Raw genomic sequence first — 23,803 nt, 5'->3', positions numbered from 1 at the left:
CCCACATGGCACCCACATACTCCGCCGGATCCCTGGTGACCGCCCGCGGCCGCGAATGGGTGGTGCTCCCGGAGAGCGAACCCGACCTGCTCGTGCTGCGCCCGCTCGGCGGCTCCGACGACGACATCGCCGCCGTGTTCCCCGCGATCGAGAAGGTGACGGGCGCCGAGTTCGCTCCCCCCGAGCCGAGTGACCTCGGCGACCAGCGCGCGGCGGGCCTGTTGCGCACGGCGCTGCGCATCGGTTTCCGCTCAGGGGCGGGCCCGTTCCGCTCCCTGGCCGGGATCGCGGTGGAGCCCCGCGCGTACCAGCTCGTGCCCCTGCTGATGGCCGTGCGCCAGCAGACCGTACGCATGCTGATCTCCGACGACGTCGGGATCGGCAAGACGATCGAGGCGGGCCTGATCGCGAGCGAACTCCTCGCGCAGGGCGAGGCGACCGGATTAGCCGTGCTCTGCTCCCCGGCGCTCGCCGAGCAGTGGCAGCAGGAGCTGCGCGGCAAGTTCGGCATCGACGCGGAACTCGTCCTCGCGTCCACGGTGTCCCGCCTGGAGCGCGGCCTGGACCTGGGCCAGTCCCTCTTCGACAAGTATCCGCACGTCATCGTCTCCACGGACTTCATCAAGTCCACGCGTCACCGAGACGACTTCGTCCGGCACTGCCCCGACCTGGTGATCGTGGACGAGGCACACACGTGCGTGGCCGCCGACGACACCTCCGCCGGGTCGCAGAACCAGCTCCGCTACGAACTCCTGCGCCGCGTCGCGCAGGACGAGACCCGGCACCTGCTCCTGGTCACGGCGACGCCGCACAGCGGCAAGGAGTCCGCGTTCCGCAACCTGCTGGGCCTGGTCAAGCCGGAACTGGCGACCGTGAGCCTGGAGTCGAAAGCCGGACGGACGCTCCTCGCCCAGCACTTCGTGGCGCGCAAGCGGGCGGACGTACGCCAGTACCTCACCAAGGAGGACGGACTCGGCGACGACAGCCTCGCCGAGCGGACCGCGTTCCCCTCGGACCGCTACTTCAAGGACGAGACGTACAAGCTGTCCCCGGCCTACCGCGCCCTGCTCGACGACGCCATCGCGTACGCGAGCGAGCGCGTCGAGGCGGCCGACAGCCAGGGCCGTCGGGAGGCGCGGATCGCCTGGTGGTCGGCCATCGCCCTGCTGCGTTCGCTGGTGTCCTCGCCCCGGGCGGCGGCGCAGACGCTGCGGACCCGCTCGGCCGCGGCGGTAGCCGCGTCAGCGGAGGAGGCCGACCGGCTGGGCGCCCCGCTGACCAGCGACTCGGCGGACAGCGACGCGCTGGAAGGCATGGACGTGGCGCCCGGCGCGGAGACGGACACCGAAGCGACGGCGGAGAACGCCGGATCGCGCCTGGCCGAACTCGCGGACCGGGCAGCGCAGTTGGAGGGCGTGAAGCATGACCTGAAGCTGAAGGCGCTCATCAAGCACCTTCAGGCGCTGCTCGCCGACGGCCACAACCCGATCGTGTTCTGCCGCTACATCCCGACCGCGGAATACCTGGCCGCACATCTGGCCAACGACCCGGAGACGAAGAAGCGGGGCCCGCTCGGCGCGAGGACCGTGGTGAAGGCGGTCACCGGCACCCTCTCCCCGCAGCAGCGCGTGGAGCGCATCGAACAGCTCGCGACGGAGGCGGGCGACGACCCGGCCGCCCGCCGTGTCCTGATCGCCACCGACTGCCTGTCCGAGGGCGTCAACCTCCAGCACCACTTCGACGCCGTCCTCCACTACGACCTGGCCTGGAACCCGACCCGCCACGACCAGCGCGAGGGCCGCGTCGACCGGTACGGCCAGAAGAAGGACCAGGTCCGCGTCGTCACCCTGTACGGCGGCGACAACGGGATCGACGGCAAGGTCCTCGAAGTCCTCATCAAGAAGCACCGGCAGATCAAGAAGGACCTCGGCATCTCCGTCTCCGTCCCCGACGAGATGTCCACCGGCGTCACGGACGCCATCGTGGAGTGGCTGCTGGTGCGCGGCCGTCAGGGCGAGCAGCAGACCCTGTTCGACTCGGACGACTTCCAGCAGAGCTTCGCGGACCTGGACAAGGACTGGAACTCGGCCGCCGACCGCGAGAAGGCGTCCCGTTCGCGGTTCGCGCAGCGCTCCATCCACCCGGAGGAGGTGGCCCGCGAGGTCGCCGCGATCCGGGACGCGCTGGGTGGCGCGGGCGAGATCCACACCTTCGTACGGGAATCGCTCGGCGCGCTCAACGCGGTGCTGCGGGGGGACGGTGACGACTTCACGGCCCAGGTGGGCGGCGCCCCCGCGGGCCTGCGGGACGCGCTGGCGCCCGTCGTCGGACCGGAGGCCATCGAGAAGGACCGCCCGATCCCGTTCCGCACCGACCCGGCGGTCGCGCGCGGCGAAGCCGCCCTGGTGCGCACCGACCCCGTCGTCGGCGCCCTCGCCGCCCACGTCCTGAACGCCGCCCTGGACACCCAGGCCGACGGCGCGCGCCCGGCCCGCCGCTGCGGCGTCATCACCACGGACGCGGTGGCGACGCGTACGACGCTGCTGCTGGTCCGCTACCGCTTCCACCTCACCCTGCCGTCCCGGCGCGGCGAGAAGCAGCTCGTCGCGGAGGACGCCCGGCTGCTGGCCTTCCAGGGCTCCCCGAAGAACGCGGTGTGGCTGCCGCCGGAGGAGGCGGCGGCCCTGCTGGACGCGACGGCCTCCGAGAACACCGATCCGCACTTCGGCGAGCGCACCATGACCCGGATACTCGCCCAGCTCCCCGACGCCTCGGGGCACCTGGAGGCATACGGCGACGAGCTGGCCGCCGAGCTGGACGCCTCGCACCGCCGGGTGCGGTCCGCCTCCGGCGAGATCGTCCGGGGCCTGTCCGTCACCGCCCAGAAGCCCGCCGACGTTCTCGGCGCGTACGTCTACCTGCCCGCCACGCCTGCCGCGCCCGCCCCGGGGCCCGCCGCCACCGGCGCCGCCACGTCCGGTTCCGCCGCTTCCGGTTCCGCCGCTTCCGGTTCCGCCGCTTCCGCTGGAGTGTCCGCCTGATGTCCGCCACCACCCGCAACCAGGTGTTCTCCGCCGTCCACACGGTCGGCGCGCTGCTCCCGGCCGACATGCTGGTCCGGATCTCCGAGGGCAAGGACGTCCCCGGCTCGAAGCCCGCCGACTACGGCCTGCCGTCGTCCCGCTCGGTACGGGACGAGGCCGAGCGCAGCTGGGAATACCTCAAGCCGCTCTGGCGCGAGCTGCGCAAGCGGCTCCCCGAGGACCCGGCCACGGGCCTCCCGGCGATCGACTCGACCGGCCTCACTGTGAGCGACTGGTTAGTCCCTCTCTGGCGCGAACTGGGCTTCGGCCCGCTGACACCGCTCGGCGCGGCAGCCATTACCGCCGACTCCGACGCCGAAAAGCGCTTCGACGTCTCCCACCGCTGGCGGCACGCCCTCATCCACCAGACGGCCTGGCAAGCCGAGCTGGACAAGCGGCCCGGCGGGGCGGGCACGGTCCCGCCGCAGTCGATGCTCCAGGAGTGCCTGAACCGGACGGAGGCGCACCTGTGGGGAATGCTCACCAACGGCCGCCAGGTCCGTCTGCTGCGCGACTCCAGCGCGCTGGCCACGGCTTCTTACGTTGAGTTCGACCTTGAGGCCATCTTCGATGGTGAGCTGTTCAGCGAGTTCGTGCTGCTGTACCGGCTGCTGCATGTGACGCGGTTCGACGTGGCGGAGGACGCGACCCCGTCGGCGTGCTGGCTGGAGAAGTGGCGCACAGAGGCGATCGCGTCGGGCACGAGGGCGCTGGACCAGCTCCGCAAGGGCGTGCAGGAAGCGATCACCGCCCTGGGCACGGGCTTTCTACGCCACCCGGAGAACGGCGCACTGCGCGAGACCATCCAGCCGAAGGCCCTTCAGTTGGCCCTGCTGCGCCTGGTGTACCGACTGTTGTTCGTCTTCGTGGCAGAGGACCGCGACGCGCTGCTGTCACCGAAGGCCGCCCCGCAGGCGCGGGACCGATACGACAAGTACTTCTCGTCCGCACGGCTGCGGGCGCATGCGAGGAAGCGACGCGGCACGGCGCACGGGGACCTGTATGAGGCATTGCGGTTGGTGCTCACAGCACTCGGAGACGAGGCCGGCCGCCCCGAGCTGGGCCTGCCCGGTCTCGGCGGCCTGTTCAACGACACTGAGGCGGACGCCCCGCTGCGCGATCTGAAGTTGTCCAATGAGGCCCTGCTGACGGCCGTTCGCCACCTCTCCCAGGTCCAGGACGGCAGTTCGCGCCGTTGGCGGGCGGTGGACTACCGCCACTTGGACGCGGAGGAACTGGGATCCGTCTACGAGTCGCTGCTGGAGCTGGAACCGAAGCACAGTGCCTCGGACCGGAAGTTCGCTCTGGTGGAGGTTGCGGGCAACACTCGTAAGACAACGGGCAGTTACTACACGCCGTCTGCCCTCATCGAGTGCTTGCTGGACACGACCCTGGACCCGGTCATCCAGGACGCGGTGAAGCGGGGCGAGGCCGCCGCCTCGAAGGCGGGTGCCATCGATCCGGCAGATTCCATCGTCAACGAGCTGCTGTCCCTGACCGTGTGCGACCCAGCGTGTGGCTCCGGCCATTTTCTGGTCGCGGCAGCGCGACGCATCGCTAAGCAGGTGGCGGCGGTCCGAGAGCACAACCCTGAGCCGACGCTGGAGGCGGTTCGCCACGCCTTGCACGAGGTGGTCGCCCGCTGCATTTATGGCGTCGACCTCAACCCGATGGCCGTGGAGCTGGCGAAGGTGTCGCTGTGGCTGGAGGCGCTGGAGCCGGGTAAGGCGCTGAACTTCCTGGATGCGCACGTGAAGCACGGCAATGCGCTCATAGGGGCTACGCCGAAGCTGCTGCGAAACGGCATACCCGACGAGGCCTTCACGCCCACAGAGGGCGATAACAAGGAGCACGCGAAGGCCCTAGGGAAGATCAACAAGCAGGAGCGGATTGGGCAGGGCAGTCTGTTCGACATCGACGACGAGGCAGTACGAGTCGCCAACACCGCCTTCGCCAACGGCTTAAGGTCCATCACCTTGGCGTCGTCGGAAGAATTGACTGACGTACGTCGCCAAGAGGCTGCGTTCAGCGAATGGACTCGTTCCTCAGCGTACCGGCGTTCCCTGTGGGTCGCCGATGCGTGGTGCGCCGCCTTCGTCTGGCTCAAGACGCCAGAAGCGCCGCGCGCGGTGACCCACTCGGTGTTCAAGGCATTGGAGGGCCCCAGCAGCGCGGGGGCCACGCCTGAGACGACGGCCGAGATAGCTCGCCTGCGCGACCAGTACGACTTCTTTCACTGGCACTTGGAGTTCCCCGAGGTCTTCTCCGTTCCGGAAAGTGGCCAGGGCGTCTCCCCAGCGACCGGCTGGGCAGGCGGATTCGACTGTGTGTTGGGCAACCCGCCTTGGGACAGCGTGGAGTTCCGTGAGCAGGAGTTCTTCGCGCAGCGGGCGCCAGAGATTGCCAAGGCATCACGCACGGCGGTGCGGAAGAAGATGATCGAGGCACTCAAGAACTCCCCAGATACTCTCCTGCTGTACGCGGAGTTCGAGGCGGCTAAGCGGGCCGTGTATGCTGAGAGCCACTTTCTTCGCCGTGCAGGCCGGGTTCCGCTAACGGGTCAGGGAAACCTCAACACCTACTCCGTCTTCACGGAGACGGATCGCATTCTGCTCGGCCCGAAGGGGCGGGCTGGGGTGATCGTCCCGACAGGAATCGCCACGGACTCGCGGACGCAGTTCTTCTTCAAGGATCTGGTGCAGAGTGGGGCAATTGCAGCGCTGTACGACTTCGAGAACCGTGCTGGCCTCTTCCCGGCCGTGGACTCGCGCATGAAGTTCAGCATTCTGTCAGTTACCGGCCGGTGCCTGCGCGAACCGGCAGCGCGATTTGCGTTCTTCCTCCACGACCCAGCCGAGCTGGACAATGCGAATAAGTCGTTCGCGCTGACTCCGGAGGAGATTGCGCTGCTCAACCCAAACACCGGGACGCTTCCGATCTTCCGTTCCCGCAGGGATGCTGAAATTACCATTGGCATCTACCGTCGGATACCAGTGCTCGTGAAGGAAGGGGACTCAAAGGGGAATCCATGGGGCCTGTCCTTTCTGCGCATGTTTGATATGTCTCACGAATCCGAGCTATTCCATAGTCGCGACAAGCTTGAGCGTGATGGGTGGACCGCTCTCGGAAATACGTTCACGAAGGCATCGGTCACTATGTTGCCGCTCTATGAGGCGAAGATGATTGATTCCTTCAATCACCGAGCAGCGGACGTTGTGAAGAGTGAGAGCGCAGCGCAACGACAGAACCAGCCGCACTACCTGACTTCTGACGATCTGAAGTCGCGAGTGCGTGTAGTTATGCCCAATAGTTGGGTGTCGGATGTGCAAGTCTCACGTAAAATCGAATCTCGAGCATGGGGTAGAGAATGGTTCATTGGATGGAGGGATGTAACTAGTTCAACAAATGAGCGAACAGTTATTGTGAGCGCAATCCCCAAGGCTGCGGCCGCAAATAGTTTGCCGGTCTCGCTCGTGCAGCCGGAAAACGTCGATCGCATAGGCGGTCTAGTGGCGTGCATGAACTCCTTCGTGCTCGATTTCGTGGCGCGCCTGAAGGTTGGTGGGCTACATCTGAACTTTTTCATCTGTAATCAGTTTCCTGTGCTTTCCCCGAAGGCACTGGATCCCCACAACGCTTTCATCGCCAGGCGAGTTGTCGAGCTGTCCTATAATGCGGACGACGTTACTCCATTTGCGCGTGATTTGGGAGACTTTGGTGCTCCATTCCACTGGAACGAGGCGCGCCGCAAGGTCATACGTGCAGAGCTCGACGCCCTGTTCTTCCACCTCTACGGAATCACCCGCGAGGATGCCGACTACATCCTCGATACCTTTCCCATCGTTCGCCGCAAGGACGAGGCCAAGTACGGCTCTTACCGCACCAAGGAACTGATCCTCGCCGAGTACGACCGCATGGCCGCAGCCGGAGTCAGTCTGGAGAACCCGTTGGTGGACGGCGAGAACTACACCTCCACGCTCAACCCGCCCCCAGGCCACGGACCTCGCCACCCGGCCTGACCCGGGGCACACGGATATCGTGGCCGCATGCCGACGACCCACCTCGTGATCATCAGCGACCGCACCGCCCTGAGTTGGGTGCTCACCGAGCAGCGCATGGCCTTCCCTCCCGGCCGGGCGCGTGCGGCGCAGGCCATCGCAGAGGGCGACGAGGTGCTGCTGTACTCCACGCGAGGCTGCTTCGGGAACCCGACGCGCGATCTGGGACGGATCATCGGCCACGCCACCGTGTCCTCACCCGTGCGCAGCCTCGCCGACCCCATCGTCTTCGGCGAGCGACGCTTCACTGAGGGATGCGAACTGACCGTCCACGGCCTCGCACCCTTCCGTGAGGGCGTCGCGCTTCGCGATCACGTAGACCGGCTCACCGTCTTCCCGGAGCCGAAGCACTGGAGTGTTCGCATGCGACGGGCCTCCCTGTCGCTCCCGGCGGCTGACGCCGACGTACTCCGGGACGAGTTGCGTCCGCTCCTCAAGCCGTACGCGGACGTGGTTGAGGCGTACCGCTGGCCCCGGTAAGGGAGGCCGAACGGTACGCCTCAATCTCAGTTCTCCGACGCGAACCGTACGAACTCTGTCCAGCCCTCACGACCGACGGTGAAGTGGGGGCGGGTCGTGTCCTTGGAGTCACGGACGTGGATGGACTGGTCGGTGACGGCCACCTCCACGCAGTCGTCGTTCTGGGCGCTGCTGTAGCTGGACTTGAACCAGTCGAGTTCAGGCATGCTCATAGGGCTCCTCGCATCCGCTCCAGCAGGCCCGTGGAGTCCTTCGGGGAGAGGGCCTGCGAGCGCAGTCTCGCATAGCGCATCTGGATCCGGCACACCTCTTTCGGGGCGGCAATCAGGCGGCCGTTCTGCTGCCCTTCGGAGTAGGCGAAGCGCCGCCCGTCCGGGGTCTCCAGTAGTCGCACAGGCCCGGCGAGGCAGGCGTGCTGTTCGGCGTTCGCGGGCATGATCTGAAGCGTGACGTTCCGCAAGGAGACGAGCTCAAGGATGAGGTCGAGCAGTTCGCGGGTCACCGCGACTCCGCCGAGGCGACGCATGAAGACGGCTTCCTCAACGATGAAGTCGAACGTGGTGTTGGGTCTTTCGTGGAGCAACCGCTGCCGCTCCACGCGTGCGGTGGCCAGTTCGTCCAGCTCATGGTCAGTCAGTGGCGGGATATCGTTCTCGTAGAGGGCCCGCACGTACCCTTCCGACTGCAACAGCCCCGGAACCAGCCGACACTCATACGTGCACAGGCTCACCGCGATCCGCTCCAGCCGTGCCCACCGACGGAACCACGCCGCGAACCCCGGGTCGCCCCGCGTCAGGAACTCGGCCGCCTTCCGCAACGCGCCCGTGTTGCCCGTGGCCTCCTCCGCCCGCTCCACGAACGACTCGTCCGGCATGCGCCGCCCCAGCTCCACCGACGCCACGGTGTGCTTCGAGAACCGGACCAGCTCCCCGAACTGCGCCCGGGTGAGGCCCGCGTGCTCGCGCAAGGCCTGGACGACGGCCCCGAAGGTCCGCAGACTGTCGGAAGGATCGGGCTCCCGTTCCCAGTCGCCGTCTCCGGCCGCACAGGCATGGTCAATCGTCATACGCGGACACCTCCAGGTGCGTACGTGCGAGGGCCCCCGCGCTCGACTCACCCAGGGTGACGGATCAACCGGCGTACCGTCCACCGAACGCGCATGTACGCTGACCCTGCGTACGCGGCGCGGTGCTGGCGAAGGCCGGTGATCAACCGCCACCGTGGCCGCATGAACGCAAGCACGTCCCAACTCCCGGCCGGTACCCGCACCTTCACCCAACGCCTGTCTTCGACCCGGCGCGGGGCCCGGCTCGCCCGGCTGCTCGCCACCGAACAGCTCCGCACCTGGCCGGTGCCGCCGACCATCGCCGAACGCGCCGAGGGGGTCATCGCCGAGCTGGCCAGCAACGCGGCGCTGCACGCGCGCGTCCCCGGCCGGGACTTCCGGCTCGGCCTCACGCTCCAGGAAGCAACGGGGACCCTCCGCATCGAGGTCACCGACACGCGCGGCGAGAAACTGCCCGCGCTCCAGCCGGTCCCGCCGCCGGACCGGGAGTCCGGGCGGGGCCTGCTCCTGGTCGTGGCCCTCGCCGACCGCTGGGGCACGGAGCCTCACGAGCCCGTGGGCAAGACCATCTGGGCCGAGTTGGACTCCACCACGCCCCCTTCCGGCCGGGCATGAGTGACGGTCAGCGGCCCCCGCCCGTGCGTCGTCGATCGCGTCCCGTACCTCCGGCGTACCCAGGCTCGCGTGCGCCTCGGCTTCGGCCCGGGTGGCGGCCTCGACGAGTGTGGGCCTGGTGGTGGGGTCGAGCACCGGCTCCCCGGCCGCCTCGGCCGCCTCGGCCGCCGCATCGTCTCTCTCGCCGCATGCCGAAGGGCAGTCCCGCCCGCCGGTCACTGCTGTAGATCCTCGGGCCGCCTGGGTATGCCTCGCAGATGACGGCCCTGCTCCGTCATGGCGTGCAGGAGACGGTGTCCTTCGTGCGCCACGACAAGCCCCTCGACCACGGCTTCCCGGACGATGTCCACGGTGTCGCGAACCGTGATCCCCTTGCGGCGGGCGAAGCGGCCGGCCTCCCCGTCGTCGGTGACCCAGACCGAGCCCGCGAATTCGGGGCGGTTTTGGATCAGCACCAAAGTCTCGGCCTCACCGAGGTGCTGGAGAGGGAGTCTTGGGTCACCGGCGAAGACCAACCGGCGTAAGCGGTCGACGAGTTCGGTCTCACGCGGGTCGTCGATCTCGATCGGTTCGCCGAGCCAGCCGTCGGCGGTGACCGCGTGCAGCCTCGGTAAGTAGCGCGCCGAACAGGCGGCCTCGTGGGCGACGGCCTGGGTCCAGCGGCCCCGGCTGTCGAGGACCTTCTCCAGGAGGCTCAGCCGGTCAACGGCGGCAAAGTTGCACAGGACCGTGTTGTCGGGGAACCACCAGGTGCGTGTCGTGACCGTCATGGCTGGAAGATCAAGTCGCCCTTCTCCGCGTCCGCGGTGGGCGCGGTGGTCGCGACTGGTTCCGGCTCCAAGGCGTCATGCAGTTCGTCGGGGTCCATGTCGAAGTAGGCCGCGAGCGGGCGCAACGTGGTGTCGCCGGCCAGGTAGCCCTCGTAGAGACCACGGGCCGGGCCGAAGGGGAGGCGGCCGGCCCGGGCGGCGGCGACACGCTTCTCGTGGAGGTCGGCGTGCTGGGCCAAGAGGTGGCAGACCTCGGTGGACACACCGCGAAGGCGGTTTCTGCTGTCGGCGGTGGCCAGGCCGAGTTGGTGCAGCCGCGCGGCGAGCGCGCTCGGAGAGACCTTGAACCGCACGACAAGAGCCCGGAAGACATCGTCGGACACAGGAGGGCCGGGCGACTCGGCGTCCACTGCCGCTCGGATCTCCCCCTCCGGCATGAGGAAGTTCGACGCGAAGACGTTGGCGCGGACCTCGGTGTAGTCCTTCTGCCTGCCGGGAGCCAGATGGGTTTCAGTGAGCATCTTCTGGGCGTCGCAGGCCAGGATGTGGCCGAGCTCATGGGCCAAGGTGAAGCGCTGACGGGTCCACACACCGGTGCGCGCGAGGAGGACGAGCCGGAAGCGGTCCGACTGCCAGGCGACCCCGTCGAGGCCTTGCGGGAGGTGCGTCTGCGCCACATCGATTCCGAAGTGCTCTTCGAGCGCGCGGGCGAGGTCGGAGGTCTCGCAGGCGACCACCGACTTCACCCCCTGGGAGGCCAGCGCCGTCAGGGCGTCCCGGGCCAGGGCTTCCCCTTGGTCGACGTAGCGGTCGAGGTCGGCCCTGGGGCGGGGCAGGGCGGGCAGCGAGCGGGAGCGGCCCATGAGGTCGAGCACGTCGTACGCGGTGGTGAACCGCTGGACGAGGCCCTTCAGAGCGACGGCGTCGTCGGCGCCGGAGAGGGGTCCGCTGGTGCGTGCCGCGAAGTCGGGGCGCCGCGGCTCGCGGCCGGTGAGCAGCCAGTCCACCGTGGTCTGCCCCAGCTCCGCGATGCGGGCCAGATCGAGCGAGGTGAAGCGGCGCGTGCCGCTCAGCGACTTGGACAGCTTGTCGGCGGTGAGCCCGATGCGCTCGGCGAACGCGGCCTGCGAGAGGGAGGCTGCGCTCATGACCTTGCGTACACGGTCGGTCACAGTCTCGTTCATGAGGGCACCGTAATCGCTGATTGCGAAAATCGCAATTGGTCGCACTCGGAAGGGTGACGAGACTCCGGGCCGGGACGTTTGTCAGTGCGAGGCCCTACCGTTGCCGTGGATCATCTGTCTGGGGAGGGCGAGCGGTGATCGACCGACAAACGGAGTATGCGGAATACCCGGAGTTCCGGCTGCGGCTGCCGAACGGAGGGCCGTACGCACGAGGGCGCGTCCTGCCGGAGAAGGGGATGAACGGGAGCCTGAAGTTCCTCGTCCTCGCCGGATCGCCGCTCCGCGCGGAGACCATGCCCGGCATCGGGCGTCACGCGGCGGCACAGCGGGAGCGGCTGTGGGGCGACGGCGGCGTCCGCCCGTCGGACCGGTGGGCCGGGTATCTGGAGGCCACGCGGGACATCGAGTGCAACTCTCCCTCCGCCGCCGGTTCGGTGGTGGCCGGGCGGAGCTCCGACGGGCTGTCCGAATGGCGCACCGAGGACGGCTTTCCCCTGGCCGACTACCTCGGCCACACCTGGCGCATCCCGCACAAGACCTGGCTGGTGCGCGGCTCCAACGTCTCGGGCCGCGACCTCGTGAAGCGGCTGTGGGTGTCCGAGGGCTGGGTCACCCTGGCGGCCTCGCACCTGCCGCCGCTGGCCGAACCGGAACCGACGAAGAGCACCCTGCGGCGGTACGTCCAGGAGGGGTACGACGCCACCACCTCGTACAGCCAGAAGCAGGCCATGGTCGATGAGCTGCACTGCTTCCTCACCCAGATGCGGCGCGGAGACACGCTGTGCACGATCTCCGATGGGCAGTTGTACGTCGGCACGGTCACCGGCGACCTCGAACAGGTCGAGTCCGACGGCGGCTTGTCCAATCTGCGGCGGAAGGCCGACTGGCGGGGCGAGGGCTTCCCCTACGACACCCTGCCCGAGGAGCTCCAGCAGAAGCTGTCCGTCCAGCACGACGTCGTCGACCTCACCTCGGTGCAGGCCCTCGTCGAAGGGCTCGGCCTGAGCGATGAGGAACTGGCCGAGGAGGCCGAGGCCACCGAGCGCGACCCGAGCGCGGCGATGTCGGCGATCACCGCCCGCCGCGACCCCGAGCTGCCCGAACCCACCGCCGGGCTGGCCGCCGAACTGCTGGTCCACGACATCGCATGGCTCCGTGAGGTGCGCGGCCTGCTGGCGGACGAGCGGCAGCTGGTGCTGTACGGCCCGCCGGGCACGGGCAAGACCTACCTCGCGCTGAAGCTCGCGGAGTTCCTGGGCGGCGGGCCCGAGCAGGTGAAGCTCGTGCAGTTCCACCCCTCGTACGCGTACGAGGACTTCTTCGAGGGGTTCCGTCCGCGGGAGGACCCCGAGACGCGGGAGGTCGCCTTCCGGCTGACCGCCGGGCCGCTGCGGGAGCTGGCGGACCTGGCCTCGCGTGAGGGCAACCGGCACGTCCCGCACTTCCTGATCATCGACGAGATCAACCGGGCCAACCTGGCGAAGGTCTTCGGCGAGCTGTACTTCCTCCTCGAATACCGGAACAAGTCCGTGCGGCTCACCTACTCCGGCGACGACTTCGCGCTGCCGCCGAACCTCTTCGTGATCGGCACGATGAACACCGCGGACCGGTCCATCGCGCTCGTGGACGCGGCGATGCGCCGCCGGTTCGCCTTCGTGGAGCTGTCCCCGGGCACCGAGCCGACCAGCGGGCTGCTGCGGCGCTGGCTGGCGAGGGAGGGGAAGGACGCCGAGCCCGCCGATCTGCTCGACGCGCTCAACTCCCGCATCGACGACGCCGACTTCCGGATCGGCCCCTCGTACCTGATGAAGAAAGGTGTCTACCGCGAGGGCGGGCTGGAGCGGACCTGGCGGACGAAGATCCTGCCGCTGCTGGAGGAGCACCATTACGGCGAGGGCATCGACATCGAGAAGCGGTACGGGCTCGCGGCGCTGCGGGAGTCGCTGGCGTGAGCTCCACGGTGCACCCCGAGGGGAACCCCGCGCCGGATCCCGCGGTACGTCCCGAGGCGCCCAGCACCGTCGAGCTGGTGGAGCACGCACCGGCCCGTTCCGTGCCGCTGCCGGACACGGTCGGCCGGGCACTGGCCGCCGCCCGGGTCGTGGACGCCGCCCCCGACCCGTACGCGCCGGGACACTGGTCGCTGCGGGCGGGCAGCAAGGTCGGGGCGGTCTCCGTCGCCGTGCCGGGTGGCGGCCTGCCGTTCACCGTCCGCGTCACGCCCAAGGTACCCATCGCCCGCCTCTTCTTCCTGCTCGGCTACAGCCTCGACCCGCGCGGCGGCTGGCGCGACGGAGAGGTGGAGGCCGCGGACCACCACGGCCTGCTGCCCGCGGTCGCGCACGCCGTGGAGCGCCAGGTGGACAGGGCGCTGCGGCAGGGACTCCTCCAGGGGTACCGGGCGACGGAGGAGACCACCTTCGTCGTCCGCGGACGCGTCCGGGAGGCCGAGCAGATCCGCCGTCACTTCGGCGCGACGCTGCCCGTGGAGGTGGCGTACGACGAGTTCACCACGGACATCGCGGAGAACCGCATCCTGCGCACGGCCGTGGAGCGACTGCTGCGTCTGCCCGGCGTACCGCGTGACGTGCGCCGCAGGCTGCTGCACCAGCGCGCCCGCCTCGCCGACGTCAGCCCGCTTCCGCGCGGCGGGCCGCTCCCCGACTGGCATCCCACCCGGCTCAACGCCCGCTACCACCATGCCCTGCGCCTGGCGCGTGCCGTCCTGGACGGTGCCTCCCCCGAGCACGCACCCGGCGGACTGCGCGTCGACGGCTTCCTGTTCGACATGAACAAGCTCTTCGAGGACTTCGTGACGGTCGCCCTGCGGGAGGCCTTCCGGGGCTCGGGCCGCGCGGCCCGCCTCCAGGACCCGCACCACCTCGACGAGGCGTCCGCGATCCGCATGAAGCCGGACTTCGTGCTGTACGGGGCGGACGGCACCCCGTCGGCGGTGGTGGACGCCAAGTACAAGGCGGAGAAACGGGACGGCTATCCGGACGCCGACCTGTATCAGATGCTGGCCTACTGCACGGCCCTGGGACTCGGGGAGGGGCATCTGGTGTACGCGAAGGGCAATGCCGCGCACGCCGCGCACCGGGTGCGGCACGCCGGTATCGTCATCCACCAGCACGCCGTCGATCTCGATCAGGAACCGGCCGGGCTGCTCATGGACATCGCGGCCGTGGCCCGGCGGATGGACACCACTCTGCGCGTGTGATCGACTGCGGAGTGTCCGTTCAGGGGTGGGGGAGGTCACTCGTGCCGCAGCTCGCGTTCGCCAACAGCTTCTGGGAGAGCTACGACGTCCTGGAGAAGCCCGTCAAATCCGGCGTGCGCAAGGCCATGGAGAAGTTCCAGCGGCTCACCGTGGCCGAACTGCGCGCGGACAAGGGGCTCCACCTGGAAAACGTCGACAAGGCGCGCGACCCACGGATGCGGACCATCCGCATCAACGACTTCTGGCGCGGCGTCGTCCTCGCGCCGGACGACGGCAGCGATGTGTTCCTGCTCGTCAACGTCGTCCCGCACGACGACGCGTACACCTGGGCGGCCAAGCGGCTCTACACGACGAACTCCGCGACGCGCGGCCTCGAGGTACGCAACGTGGCCGCGATCGAGCAGCTCACCCCCGCCCTGGAGAAGGCCGCCGCCAAGGCCCCTTCGCTGCTGTTCGCGAAGTACTCCGACACGGTCCTGCGCGAGCTGGGCATCGACGACCAGGTGATGCGGGCGGTGCGGACGATCACCGACAAACCGCAGCTGGAGGCCTTCGGCACCCTGCTGCCGGAGGACCAGTTCGAGGCCCTCCAGTACCTCGCCGAGGGGTTCAGCGCGGAGGAGGTGTACCGCGACGTGGTCGCCGTACGCCGCCCGGCCGACGCGGCGCCCGAGGCGGACGAGAGCCTGGCCATCGCGATCTCCAACACCACGAGCCGTATCACCCTGGTCACCGGCCCCCAAGAACTGACCGACATCCTGGAGAAGCCGTTCGCAGCCTGGCGGGTGTTCCTGCACCCGTCGCAGCGGCGCGTGGCCTACCGGACGTCGTACGGCGGTCCGGCGCAGGTCACGGGCGGTCCCGGCACGGGCAAGACAGTCGTGGCGCTGCACCGTGTCAAGCACCTCCTCACCCGCGCCCCCGAAACGCGCATCCTGCTCACCACGTACACAGGCGCCCTGGCCGCCGCGCTCCGCGAGAACCTGGCCCTCCTCCTCGACCACGACCCGTCGCTGCTCGGCCGGGTGGAGGTGACGACGGTCGACTCCTACGCGTACGGCCTCGTGAGCCGCCTCGACGGCAGGGCCCCCTCCCCCATCAGGGACCGGGCGGAGCGGGAGCTGTGGCAGCGGGTCGTCAAGAAGCTCGGGCTCCCCTGGACGGAACAGTTCCTGGCCCAGGAATACCGGCACGTCATCCTCGCGCAGGACATCCGCGACCTGGACGCCTACCGGGCCGCGTCCCGGCGCGGGCGCGGAAGTCCACTGCCGACCGGGCGGCGTGAGCGGCTCTGGCCCGCCGTCGAGCTGTTCGAGTCGATGCTGCGCGAACAGGGGAGGACCACGCATCTGCGGGTCTGCGCCCGCGCGGCGGAGCTCCTGGCCCGTACGGCACCGGCGTTCGACCACGTCGTGGTCGACGAGGCGCAGGATCTGCACCCCGCGCAGTGGCGCGTTCTGCGCGGCGCCGTGGCGCCGGGACACGACGACCTGTTCATCACGGGCGACCCGCATCAGCGCATCTACGACTCACGGGTCTCCCTGGGCTCGCTCGGTATCCCGGTGGCCGGGCGCACCAGCCGTCTGCGCGTCAACTACCGCTCCACGGAGGAGATCCTGTCCTGGTCGACCGGCATCCTCAGCCCCGTGTCGGTCGACGACCTGGGCGGCGAAGGCAGTGACACGCTGGCCGGCTACCGCTCGCTGCTGCACGGCCGCAGGCCGTGGGTGGACGGGTACGGTTCCGAGCAGGCGGAGGTCGCGGCGCTGGTGGAACGCGTCGAGGACTGGATCGCCCAGGGCATACGCCCGTCCGAGATCGGCGTGTGCGCCCGCTTCAACGTGCTCCTCGACAAGGCGTACGACAAGTTGACCGCGGCCGGGGTGCCGGTGGTCCGGGTCAGGGACGCCCCGGGGCCGGACGTGGCGGGGGTGCGGCTCGCCACCATGCACGCCATGAAGGGCCTGGAGTTCCGGTGCGTCGCCGTGCTCGGGGTGACGGCGAGCGCGATGCCCTTCGCCCGCGAGGTCACACCGGCGGATGTGGATGCGCTCCAGCACGATGCGGATCTGCTGCGGGAGCGGTGCCTGCTGTTCGTGGCGTGCACCCGGGCGCGGGAAGCGCTGACCGTGTCGTGGAGCGGCCGGGCCAGTTCGTTCGTACCGCGCGGCTCCGCACAGCCCGGACCAGCCGAGGGCTAACCGTCCTTGCCGCCCTCGGGAACGAGGGTGCCGTTGCCCAGCCCGTCCCTGGCGAGCGCCGCCGCGTCCCGGCTCAGCTCCGCCAGCCGCCGCGTACGCTCCTCGAACTCCTGGAGCGCGCGGAAGGCGGTTCCGTAACGGCGCTGGTCGGCGATGTCCATCCGAGGGATACGGGCGCCTCGGCCGTCGAGGCGGAAGGTGCCGCTGGCGCTCGTGGAGCGACGGTTGTTCGCCGCGCTGCGCAGGAAACCCCGCAGGTAGTCGGTGTCGAGCTGGTCCGTCACCGAGACCGGCTCAGGGTCGGTGTACGCGACGAGTCCGGCGCGAGCGAGCTCCGCGACACTGATCGTGGGCCCGTCCGGAGAGGCAGGGCCGTCGCCCGCGGTCAGCGCCGGCAGCAGCTCCTCGATCCCCTGGAGCTGCTGTGCCAGCTCCTGCCGCAGAGAGCGGTATTCGGCGGCGAGATCACGATGCGGCTCCGCGACGTGGCGGCCGGGTGTGAGGTCCACCGCGTCATCCAGCAGCTCGACGAGCGGTACGTCCACGACCTGGCCGGGGCCGGGCTCCAGGGAACCGTCCGGGTCACCCGCGGTCAGATCGGTCAGCGTTACGGACGTGGCGGCGTCATCGGGCGATGCGGGCCTGCGCAGTTGCCAGAGGTGGACGGGGAGGGCGTGGGCGGCCGAGGTGCCGGGTGGCAGGGCGATGACATGCGTGAGGATGCCACGCCGTACGAGCGCGGCGCGGATGCGGCGACCGGCCTTGCGGTAGGCGACCGAGGCGGGCATCACCATGAGAACGCGACCGCCGGGGGCCGTGTGGGCGTAGGCGTGCTGGAGCCAGGCGAGTTCGCCCTCGGCACGTGAGGGGGTACCCAGTTCCCAGCGGGAGTCGAGAAGCAGCTCCGCCCGCCCCCAGTCGGTGACACCCGCCGGGGGGTCACATACGACGAGTTCGGCCTCGATGTCCGGCCACTGGTCGTCGCGCAGGGAGTCGCCCGTGGCGACGGTGACGTCCGTTCGGCCCGTCAGGTCGGCGCGCATCCGCGCGACATCCGCGCTCCGGGGGTCCGATTCCTGCCCGTACCGCTCGCCTGTTCCCTCGGGGGCGACGGCGAGGAGGAGCGTGCCGATGCCGCAGGCCGGGTCGAAAACGGTCGCGTCACTCGCCACCTCGCCGGCGAAGTGGCGCACGGCACGGACCACACGAGGCGAGGTGACCTGGTCCGAGCCGACCCGGCGCACCGAGTCGGTGAAGCGCTCGCAGAGAGCATCGGCCACGTCGCCCGCGGAGGTACTCGCGGCGAGGTTCCGCGCCAGCCGGGCAGCCTTCTCCGGCAATCCGTGCGCCTGTCTTCCATCGGCAAGCAGGCGGAGGACGGCGGCGATTCCGCCGAGGATCTCCTCACCGTAGGCTCCGCGCAGCACTTGCCAGAGCTGGACCTCCTCGGAGACTCCCTGCCCCTTGCGCTGTCGGTCCAGCCACGCCTCCACATCCGGCAGAGCGAACAGTGGGCTGTTCGCACCGCCCCCCGCAGGCGCGGGGAAGTCGTCGTAGCGCCGTCTCCAGTTGGAGACCGCGGCTCGGGTGACCCCCGCGAGACGGGCGATCTCCGAGCCGGAGACGAGGAGATCGGCCGTGGGGGCGGCATCTTCTCTCATGGCCCCAAACGTACACGGAATGCCGGTTCACTTCCAGCAATAAACTGTTGACTATGTACACAAGCGTGTACGGGGGTCGTATGTCGACGGACGAGGGTAACGAGATGGGGAGCTCGCGGTATGCGAAGAGCCCAGGGAGGACGGATCGCTGCCTGGTCCATCGGAGTCCTCAGCCGCTTGGCCGGATACCAGCAAGCACTGCGCCGACAGCCGTGCACACTGTGGGATGTGCGGGTAGGGCCCGTACTTCCAGACGCCTTGTACTCGCGTCACCACTCGCCATGAGTGTGCTGCGGTCCGTGGCACGAGGGTCTGAACAGTCGGGTCAGGTTCCCGTGCGGGCGGTCGGTGTGGCCGACAGCGATCAGCCAGGTGGGTTGGGGTGCGCGCTGGCGGGCGAGGTCGGTCAGCTGGCGGGTGGACCAGGGCAGGTTGACGGGCTCGGCGGTGCTCCATCCGGCGGGTGGGGCACCGGTGAGGTGGTGCCAGGTGGCTGGGTCGACCTGAAGACTGGCGAGTGCCGGCCGATGAGGGCGGACTTCGGGGAACCCCGGGGTGAAGGAGAGCCGGAGGACACCGAGCGGTGGCTGCATGTGGCCTGCGCGGGGTCACAAGACGCTTACCGGGACATGGAGGACTTCATCGCCGTACTCGACGACCGGAGCCTCGCCGACGCCTTGGCCACCGCGACCAGGGGCCGGGGGTCGTTCCGCCGGTTCAAGGACGTGCTGGCCGCCTCACCGGCCGAGCAGCGCCGTTACTGGTTGTTCAGCGCGGAACGCCAGCACGGCCGGGCCCGGGCCTGGCTCGCTGATCACGACTACCGGCCTGCGCCACGTGCGGGTTCCAGTCGGGCCCGGCCCACTCCGTACGCCCCGGGGTGGTAACCAGAGGAGGGTGCGGGTCGAGAGGTCAGCGGCGGCGCTTGCGCTTCTTCGCTGTGCTGCGCCCTTGGCGGGCGCGGGCCGCGTTGAGACGTCCGAGTTGGGTCGCCTTGGCCCGAAGGGGGCCGTCGGCGAGGCGGCGCAGGGTGTCGAGTCCGGCCTGGTCGGGATGACTGGAGGCGAGTGCGGCCCCGATCGCCGTCTCGGCTTCCGCGCGGCCCTGCGCGAGCAGGGCTTCCAGGAGGGCCTCCTCACCGCCCAAGTCGAGGAGTTGGAGGAGGCTTTCGGCGACCATCAACGCGGCTTCGATGTCGGTTAGGTCCTCGTGGTCGAGGGCGCCGCGCTGGGTGAGGACCGTGAGGGCGGTGGGGGCCAGGTCCGGGTCGCCGCGCAGGGAGCGCAGCAGTTCCGTGCCGTCGGGCAGGGCGGTGGTCAGGGTGTCGAGCAGGGCGGCGGCGCGGGTGCGGAAGGGGGTGGTGCGTATCGCGTCCAGGAGTAGGCGCCGGGCGGCCTCGCGGCTGTCGTGGGCGGCGGTCCAGGCGGCGAGTTCGGCTTCGGCGTGTTCGGGGTCGTATTCCTGGGCCAGCACGCCCAGCAGCCCGGCGGCGGGCGCGTGGGTGAGCTCGCCCACCAGTGGTGCGCTGCGGCCCTGTGCGAGCAGCCGCTGCCGGACGGCGCGGGTGCCCAGATCGGTGAGACGGATCAACTCCACGGGGCCCGATGCCAGTTCCTCGCGCAGCTCCTTCGCCCGGGCGGTGGCGCCCGGGTCCGGGGCGGCCGGGAGGGGGTCCAGCAACTGGGCGAGTTCCGCGGGCATCCCGGCGGGCAGTTGCGGGCCGGTCGGAGGCTCATCGAGCGCGGTGTCCAGGAAGACGGGGTCGGCCATGCCCCGCTCGCGGGTGATCGCGCCGAAGCATTCCAGGACGTCCAGGACGCGGCGCAGGTCGTGGTCGGCGTCCAGCAGCCACGCCCGCTGCTCACCCTCCGTCGCCGCGCCGAGGTGGAAGGTCATCCGGTAGGCGAGGTGGACCGAGTCGCGAAGCCGGGGCCAGGGCATCGGGTACGGAAGGCCGTAGAGAGTGTTGAGGACGTCGGGCAGCACGTCCTGGTACACGTCGAACAGCATCGAAGTGGCGTCGTACCCGTTGGGGCCGCCCAACAGTGGGCCCCGCAGCTCGAAGAACGCCTCGAAGGCCCGCTCCCACCGCGCGAGCGGATCCGCGAGCACCGCGCACCGGAACGGTCAGCGTTGGGTGCTGCCCACGGTGCGGGCCATCCTGGCCAACCCCCGCTACACCGGCCACCAGGTCTGGAACCGCCAGCGCACCGACCACGACCTGATCGATGCGGCCAACACCACTCTCGGACACCGCGACGTGACGCGGTGGAACACCACTGCCGACTGGATCATCTCGGCCCAGCCCGCGCACCCGGCGCTGGTCAGGGAGGCCGACTTCATCGCCGTTCAACACCTCAGCACCGCCCGGGAGACGGCTCCCGGGCGCATCTATCTCCTGGCGGGGCTGCTGCGCTGCGGCGTTTGCGGGCGTCGGATGGAATCCCGCTGGGCTCGCCGTCGCCCTGCCTACCGGTGCCGCCACGGCCACACCAGCGCCACTGGGCCCATGCCCGGTCGCACTCCCAACACCTACCTGCGCGAGGACCACGTTCTGCCGCACCTGCCCGCTCTGCTCCTCCGCCTCACTCACGACGACCCGGACGGAGCCGAGCCGATGGCCCTGATCGCAAGTGCGGCGCCGCTCTCGCCGGCCGACGCTGTCGCGCACCTCCGCAGCGAGGCGATCTCGCTGACCTATGACCCGGCGGCCAGCTCCCTGACCGCGGACACCCCACGAGCAGAAAGGATCACGATCGGCTGACCGGAGCCCGACCACCGAGCCCCCGACGGAGGGAGAAGCCCAGGAGAGGGCCGAAACGAAGAACACCCGCGTCCGGCCGGGAGCCGGAGACGGGTGCCAATTCCGCCTGCCCTGGAAACGGACAGTGCGGGAGAAGGTTGTGTCCGAGGGGGGACTTGAACCCCCACGCCCGATAAAGGGCACTAGCACCTCAAGCTAGCGCGTCTGCCATTCCGCCACCCGGACAAGGTGCGCCCCGCGGTTCCCCGCGGCGACATGGACAACGATACCAAGGTTTTGGGGTGCGTTTCACCAGCGTATGCGTGCCGCCCAGTCCCGCGACGACCTGCGGTGACGTGGGGGCGGGCGGGGTGCGGACACCTATGGTTACGGAGGGTGACGAGGGGTGGGTTCCGTGGGCATCGGCCTGTGGCGACTCCCCGACCGGTGACATCACGCGCAAGCAGCTGCGCGACCTCCCGGACGTCGACTCGCTCTACTTCACGATGCTCAACTGCAACAAGCGGAGCATCACCCTCAACACCAAGTCCGAGCGCGGCAAGGAGATCCTGACCGAGCTGATCCGCCGCAGCGATGCGATGGTGGAGAACTTCGGGCCGGGCGCGGTGGACCGGATGGGCTTCACCTGGGAACGCATCCAGGAGATCAACCCGCGGATCGTGTACGCCTCGATCAAGGGGTTCGGCGAGGGCCCGTACACCAAGTTCAAGGCGTACGAGGTGGTCGCGCAGGCCATGGGCGGGTCGATGTCCACGACCGGCTTCGAGGACGGGCCGCCGCTGGCGACCGGCGCCCAGATCGGCGATTCGGGCACCGGGGTGCACTGTGTGGCGGGCATCCTGGCCGCGCTCTACCAGCGCACCCGCACCGGGCGCGGCCAGCGGGTCAACGTGGCCATGCAGCACGCGGTGCTCAATCTGTGCCGGGTCAAGCTGCGCGACCAGCAGCGGCTGACGCACGGGCCGCTCGCCGAGTACCCGAACGACAGCTTCGGCGACGAGGTGCCGCGCAGCGGCAACGCGAGCGGCGGCGGGCAGCCCGGCTGGGCGGTCAAGTGCGCGCCCGGCGGCCCCAACGACTATGTGTATGTGATCGTGCAGCCCGTCGGCTGGGAGCCGATCACCCGGCTCATCGGGCGGCCGGAGCTGGCCGAGGACCCGGAGTGGGCGACGCCGGAGGTGCGGCTGCCGAAGCTGGGGAAGATGTTCCAGCTGATCGAGGAGTGGTCCAGCACGCTGCCCAAATGGGAGGTGCTGGAGCAGCTGAACGCCCACAACATCCCGTGCGGGCCGATCCTGTCCACCAAGGAGATCGTCGAGGACGCGTCGCTGGCGGCCAACGAGATGGTCGTCCGCGTCGACCATCCGGAGCGCGGGGCGTTCACCACGGTCGGCTCCCCGCTCAAGCTCTCCGACTCCCCCGTCGAGGTCGACCGGTCTCCGCTGCTGGGTGAGCACAACGCGGACGTGTACGGCGAGCTGGGGATCGGCGACGACGAAGTGCGGCTGCTCAAGGCGAACGGGGTGATCTGACGATGAGCACATACGAGAAGGACGCCGTACGCGCGGTGCTGGACGCCGTACGCACCGAGGGGCGCACCGCTCTGACCGCGCCCGAGGGCAAGAGGATCACCGACGCGTACGGCATACCGACCCCGGCCGAGGGGCTGGCCGAGTCCGCGGACGACGCGGTGGCGCTCGCCGACCGGATCGGCTTCCCGGTGGTGCTGAAGGTCGTCTCGCCGGACATCTCGCACAAGACGGACGCGGGCGGCGTACGGGTCGGGCTGGGCTCGTCGGCCGAGGTGCGCGGCGCGTACACCGCGATCGTCGCGAACGCCCGCGCGTACGCCCCGACGGCACGCATCCAGGGCGTGCAGGTGCAGCAGATGGTGCCGGGCGGCGGGCAGGAGGTGATCGTCGGCGCGGTCACCGATCCGACGTTCGGGAAGGTGGTCGCCTTCGGGCTCGGCGGGGTGCTGGTGGAGGTGCTGAAGGACATCACCTTCCGGCTGGCCCCGGCGAGCCGGGACGACGCGCTGTCGATGCTGGACGGGATCCGGGCCGCCGAGGTGCTGCGCGGGGTGCGCGGCGGGGCCGCGGGCTCGCACACCGGGGCGCTGGCCGGGGACGACGCGGTGTACGACGACATCCTGCGGCAGGCCGGGGTGCTCAGGGCGCCGGGGCTGAACGAGATGCTGGAGTACGCGCGGACGCTGCCGGTGCTGCCCGGCGTGGGCCGCGGATTGGTGGGGTGGCTCTCGGACTACTGGGGACGCAAGACGACCCTGGTGTTCGTCATCGTGGTGCTGGGGCTGGCGCAATTCGGGGTGATCTGGGCGGGCAACATCCGCAGCGAGTGGCTGTTCCCGTTCTTCGCCTTCCTCTCCGGATTCGGCGGCGGCGCCTTCTACCCGATGTTCGCGGCGCTGACCCCGGACTATTTCGGCGAGAACGACAACGCCACCAACTACGGCCTGGTGTACAGCGGAAAGCTGATCAGCGGGCTGTTCGGCGGCGGGCTCGGCTCGATGGTGGTCGACGACTGGGGCTACGACGGGGCGTACGCGCTCGCGGGCGGCATCTCCATGCTGGCCGCCGCGGTCGCCCTGCTGCTGCGCCAGCCGGGCCGGACGCGGGTCCGGGACATCGCCCCGAACCCGCAGCCGATCAGCCGCGAGGCGGTGTGAGACCTCGAAGAG

Annotated in this window: 18 protein-coding genes and 1 tRNA gene; 11 read left to right on the top strand and 8 right to left on the bottom strand. The window is 69.7% G+C overall.

Annotated elements, in window-relative coordinates:
* Positions 1 to 5 precede the first annotated feature (5 nt).
* From LCH29_RS08100 to LCH29_RS08090, 3 genes are read left to right on the top strand one after another with little or no spacing between them, the layout of a single operon-like run.
* On the top strand, positions 6 to 3,041 hold the full coding sequence (locus tag LCH29_RS08100) for a helicase-related protein (RefSeq protein WP_446461014.1): 3,036 nt from the start codon (positions 6 to 8) through the stop codon (positions 3,039 to 3,041).
* Entirely contained in the window at positions 3,041 to 7,102 is a 4,062-nt protein-coding gene (locus tag LCH29_RS08095; protein ID WP_446461013.1) for an Eco57I restriction-modification methylase domain-containing protein, read from the top strand. Before LCH29_RS08100 ends, LCH29_RS08095 begins: the two co-directional genes overlap by 1 nt.
* Before the next feature lie 27 nt (positions 7,103 to 7,129).
* The gene (locus tag LCH29_RS08090; protein ID WP_446461012.1) at positions 7,130 to 7,621 is read left to right on the top strand and encodes a hypothetical protein; all 492 of its coding nucleotides are present in this window, start codon (positions 7,130 to 7,132) and stop codon (positions 7,619 to 7,621) included.
* A 26-nt stretch (positions 7,622 to 7,647) separates the two neighbouring features.
* On the opposite strand, the gene LCH29_RS08085 is transcribed toward LCH29_RS08090, so the two are convergent.
* Both LCH29_RS08085 and LCH29_RS08080 read right to left on the bottom strand, forming a co-directional pair.
* Positions 7,648 to 7,833, bottom strand: coding sequence for a DUF397 domain-containing protein (locus tag LCH29_RS08085; protein WP_446461011.1), 186 nt, complete (start codon positions 7,831 to 7,833; stop codon positions 7,648 to 7,650).
* On the bottom strand, positions 7,830 to 8,687 hold the full coding sequence (locus tag LCH29_RS08080; RefSeq protein ID WP_446461010.1) for a helix-turn-helix domain-containing protein: 858 nt from the start codon (positions 8,685 to 8,687) through the stop codon (positions 7,830 to 7,832). Before LCH29_RS08080 ends, LCH29_RS08085 begins: the two co-directional genes overlap by 4 nt.
* A gap of 162 nt (positions 8,688 to 8,849) precedes the next feature.
* On the opposite strand from LCH29_RS08080, the gene LCH29_RS08075 reads away from it, so the two are divergent.
* Positions 8,850 to 9,302, top strand: coding sequence for an ATP-binding protein (locus LCH29_RS08075; RefSeq protein WP_446461009.1), 453 nt, complete (start codon positions 8,850 to 8,852; stop codon positions 9,300 to 9,302).
* 215 nt (positions 9,303 to 9,517) lie between these two features.
* Here LCH29_RS08075 and LCH29_RS08070 read toward each other — a convergent pair whose 3' ends face one another.
* Both LCH29_RS08070 and LCH29_RS08065 read right to left on the bottom strand, forming a co-directional pair.
* Positions 9,518 to 10,072, bottom strand: coding sequence for a hypothetical protein (locus LCH29_RS08070; protein WP_446461008.1), 555 nt, complete (start codon positions 10,070 to 10,072; stop codon positions 9,518 to 9,520).
* Positions 10,069 to 11,256 (bottom strand): helix-turn-helix domain-containing protein, encoded by a 1,188-nt coding sequence (locus LCH29_RS08065; protein WP_446461007.1) that lies wholly within the window; start codon positions 11,254 to 11,256, stop codon positions 10,069 to 10,071. The genes LCH29_RS08070 and LCH29_RS08065 overlap by 4 nt, the downstream gene beginning before the upstream one ends.
* A 134-nt stretch (positions 11,257 to 11,390) precedes the next feature.
* Here LCH29_RS08065 and LCH29_RS08060 point away from each other — a divergent pair, with 134 nt between their 5' ends.
* Genes LCH29_RS08060 through LCH29_RS08050 form a run of 3 tightly spaced genes read left to right on the top strand, consistent with a single transcriptional unit; the run spans position 11,391 to position 16,677 of the window.
* Positions 11,391 to 13,208, top strand: coding sequence for a DUF4357 domain-containing protein (locus LCH29_RS08060; protein WP_446461006.1), 1,818 nt, complete (start codon positions 11,391 to 11,393; stop codon positions 13,206 to 13,208).
* An 8-nt stretch (positions 13,209 to 13,216) separates the two neighbouring features.
* Positions 13,217 to 14,476 (top strand): McrC family protein, encoded by a 1,260-nt coding sequence (locus LCH29_RS08055; RefSeq protein WP_446461284.1) that lies wholly within the window; start codon positions 13,217 to 13,219, stop codon positions 14,474 to 14,476.
* 41 nt (positions 14,477 to 14,517) lie between these two features.
* A complete protein-coding gene (locus LCH29_RS08050; RefSeq protein ID WP_446461005.1) occupies positions 14,518 to 16,677 on the top strand; it encodes a UvrD-helicase domain-containing protein in 2,160 nt (719 codons plus the stop codon).
* Here LCH29_RS08050 and LCH29_RS08045 read toward each other — a convergent pair.
* Both LCH29_RS08045 and LCH29_RS08040 read right to left on the bottom strand, forming a co-directional pair.
* Positions 16,674 to 18,338 (bottom strand): N-6 DNA methylase, encoded by a 1,665-nt coding sequence (locus LCH29_RS08045; RefSeq protein WP_446461004.1) that lies wholly within the window; start codon positions 18,336 to 18,338, stop codon positions 16,674 to 16,676. The two genes, LCH29_RS08050 and LCH29_RS08045, sit on opposite strands and share 4 nt — an antisense overlap.
* Positions 18,339 to 18,607: 269 nt before the next feature.
* A complete protein-coding gene (locus tag LCH29_RS08040) occupies positions 18,608 to 18,931 on the bottom strand; it encodes a DUF6177 family protein (protein ID WP_446461003.1) in 324 nt (107 codons plus the stop codon).
* Between the two features lie 36 nt (positions 18,932 to 18,967).
* On the opposite strand from LCH29_RS08040, the gene LCH29_RS08035 reads away from it, so the two are divergent.
* Positions 18,968 to 19,225, top strand: a complete 258-nt coding sequence (locus tag LCH29_RS08035) for a hypothetical protein (RefSeq protein ID WP_446461002.1) — start codon at positions 18,968 to 18,970, stop codon at positions 19,223 to 19,225.
* Between the two features lie 25 nt (positions 19,226 to 19,250).
* Here LCH29_RS08035 and LCH29_RS08030 read toward each other — a convergent pair whose 3' ends face one another.
* Complete coding sequence (locus LCH29_RS08030; RefSeq protein ID WP_446461001.1) at positions 19,251 to 20,450, bottom strand: hypothetical protein; 1,200 nt, start codon at positions 20,448 to 20,450, stop codon at positions 19,251 to 19,253.
* A gap of 25 nt (positions 20,451 to 20,475) precedes the next feature.
* Between LCH29_RS08030 and LCH29_RS08025 the strand changes: the two genes are divergently transcribed.
* A complete protein-coding gene (locus tag LCH29_RS08025; protein ID WP_446461000.1) occupies positions 20,476 to 21,102 on the top strand; it encodes a recombinase zinc beta ribbon domain-containing protein in 627 nt (208 codons plus the stop codon).
* A 140-nt stretch (positions 21,103 to 21,242) separates the two neighbouring features.
* Here the strand turns inward: LCH29_RS08025 and LCH29_RS08020 are convergent.
* Positions 21,243 to 21,327: transfer RNA gene (locus tag LCH29_RS08020), tRNA-Leu, on the bottom strand.
* A 137-nt stretch (positions 21,328 to 21,464) separates the two neighbouring features.
* On the opposite strand from LCH29_RS08020, the gene frc reads away from it, so the two are divergent.
* Both frc and LCH29_RS08010 read left to right on the top strand, forming a co-directional pair.
* Positions 21,465 to 22,634 carry a formyl-CoA transferase gene (frc, locus tag LCH29_RS08015; protein WP_446460999.1) on the top strand — a complete coding sequence of 390 codons (1,170 nt, stop codon included), beginning with the start codon at positions 21,465 to 21,467 and terminating at the stop codon, positions 22,632 to 22,634.
* Positions 22,635 to 22,636: 2 nt separating this feature from the next.
* Positions 22,637 to 23,791, top strand: a complete 1,155-nt coding sequence (locus LCH29_RS08010) for an MFS transporter (RefSeq protein ID WP_446460998.1) — start codon at positions 22,637 to 22,639, stop codon at positions 23,789 to 23,791.
* Positions 23,792 to 23,803 lie beyond the last annotated feature (12 nt).

The sequence above is a fragment of the Streptomyces sp. BRA346 genome (assembly GCF_052851135.1).
The sequence above is the reverse complement of the archived record's forward strand: the minus strand, read 5'-3'. Positions and strand labels throughout refer to the sequence as shown.

Excerpts from the sequence above, each read along its gene's own strand:
- LCH29_RS08010 (WP_446460998.1), top strand. The coding sequence starts at position 22,637 with ATGAGCACATACGAGAAGGACGCCGTACGCGCGGTGCTGGACGCCGTA.
- LCH29_RS08075 (WP_446461009.1), top strand. The coding sequence starts at position 8,850 with ATGAACGCAAGCACGTCCCAACTCCCGGCCGGTACCCGCACCTTCACC.
- LCH29_RS08040 (WP_446461003.1), bottom strand. The coding sequence starts at position 18,931 with ATGCAGCCACCGCTCGGTGTCCTCCGGCTCTCCTTCACCCCGGGGTTC.
- LCH29_RS08045 (WP_446461004.1), bottom strand. The coding sequence starts at position 18,338 with ATGAGAGAAGATGCCGCCCCCACGGCCGATCTCCTCGTCTCCGGCTCG.
- LCH29_RS08035 (WP_446461002.1), top strand. The coding sequence starts at position 18,968 with ATGGAGGACTTCATCGCCGTACTCGACGACCGGAGCCTCGCCGACGCC.
- frc (WP_446460999.1), top strand. The coding sequence starts at position 21,465 with ATGGTTACGGAGGGTGACGAGGGGTGGGTTCCGTGGGCATCGGCCTGT.
- LCH29_RS08100 (WP_446461014.1), top strand. The coding sequence starts at position 6 with ATGGCACCCACATACTCCGCCGGATCCCTGGTGACCGCCCGCGGCCGC.
- LCH29_RS08080 (WP_446461010.1), bottom strand. The coding sequence starts at position 8,687 with ATGACGATTGACCATGCCTGTGCGGCCGGAGACGGCGACTGGGAACGG.
- LCH29_RS08095 (WP_446461013.1), top strand. The coding sequence starts at position 3,041 with ATGTCCGCCACCACCCGCAACCAGGTGTTCTCCGCCGTCCACACGGTC.
- LCH29_RS08070 (WP_446461008.1), bottom strand. The coding sequence starts at position 10,072 with ATGACGGTCACGACACGCACCTGGTGGTTCCCCGACAACACGGTCCTG.
- LCH29_RS08065 (WP_446461007.1), bottom strand. The coding sequence starts at position 11,256 with ATGAACGAGACTGTGACCGACCGTGTACGCAAGGTCATGAGCGCAGCC.
- LCH29_RS08090 (WP_446461012.1), top strand. The coding sequence starts at position 7,130 with ATGCCGACGACCCACCTCGTGATCATCAGCGACCGCACCGCCCTGAGT.
- LCH29_RS08085 (WP_446461011.1), bottom strand. The coding sequence starts at position 7,833 with ATGAGCATGCCTGAACTCGACTGGTTCAAGTCCAGCTACAGCAGCGCC.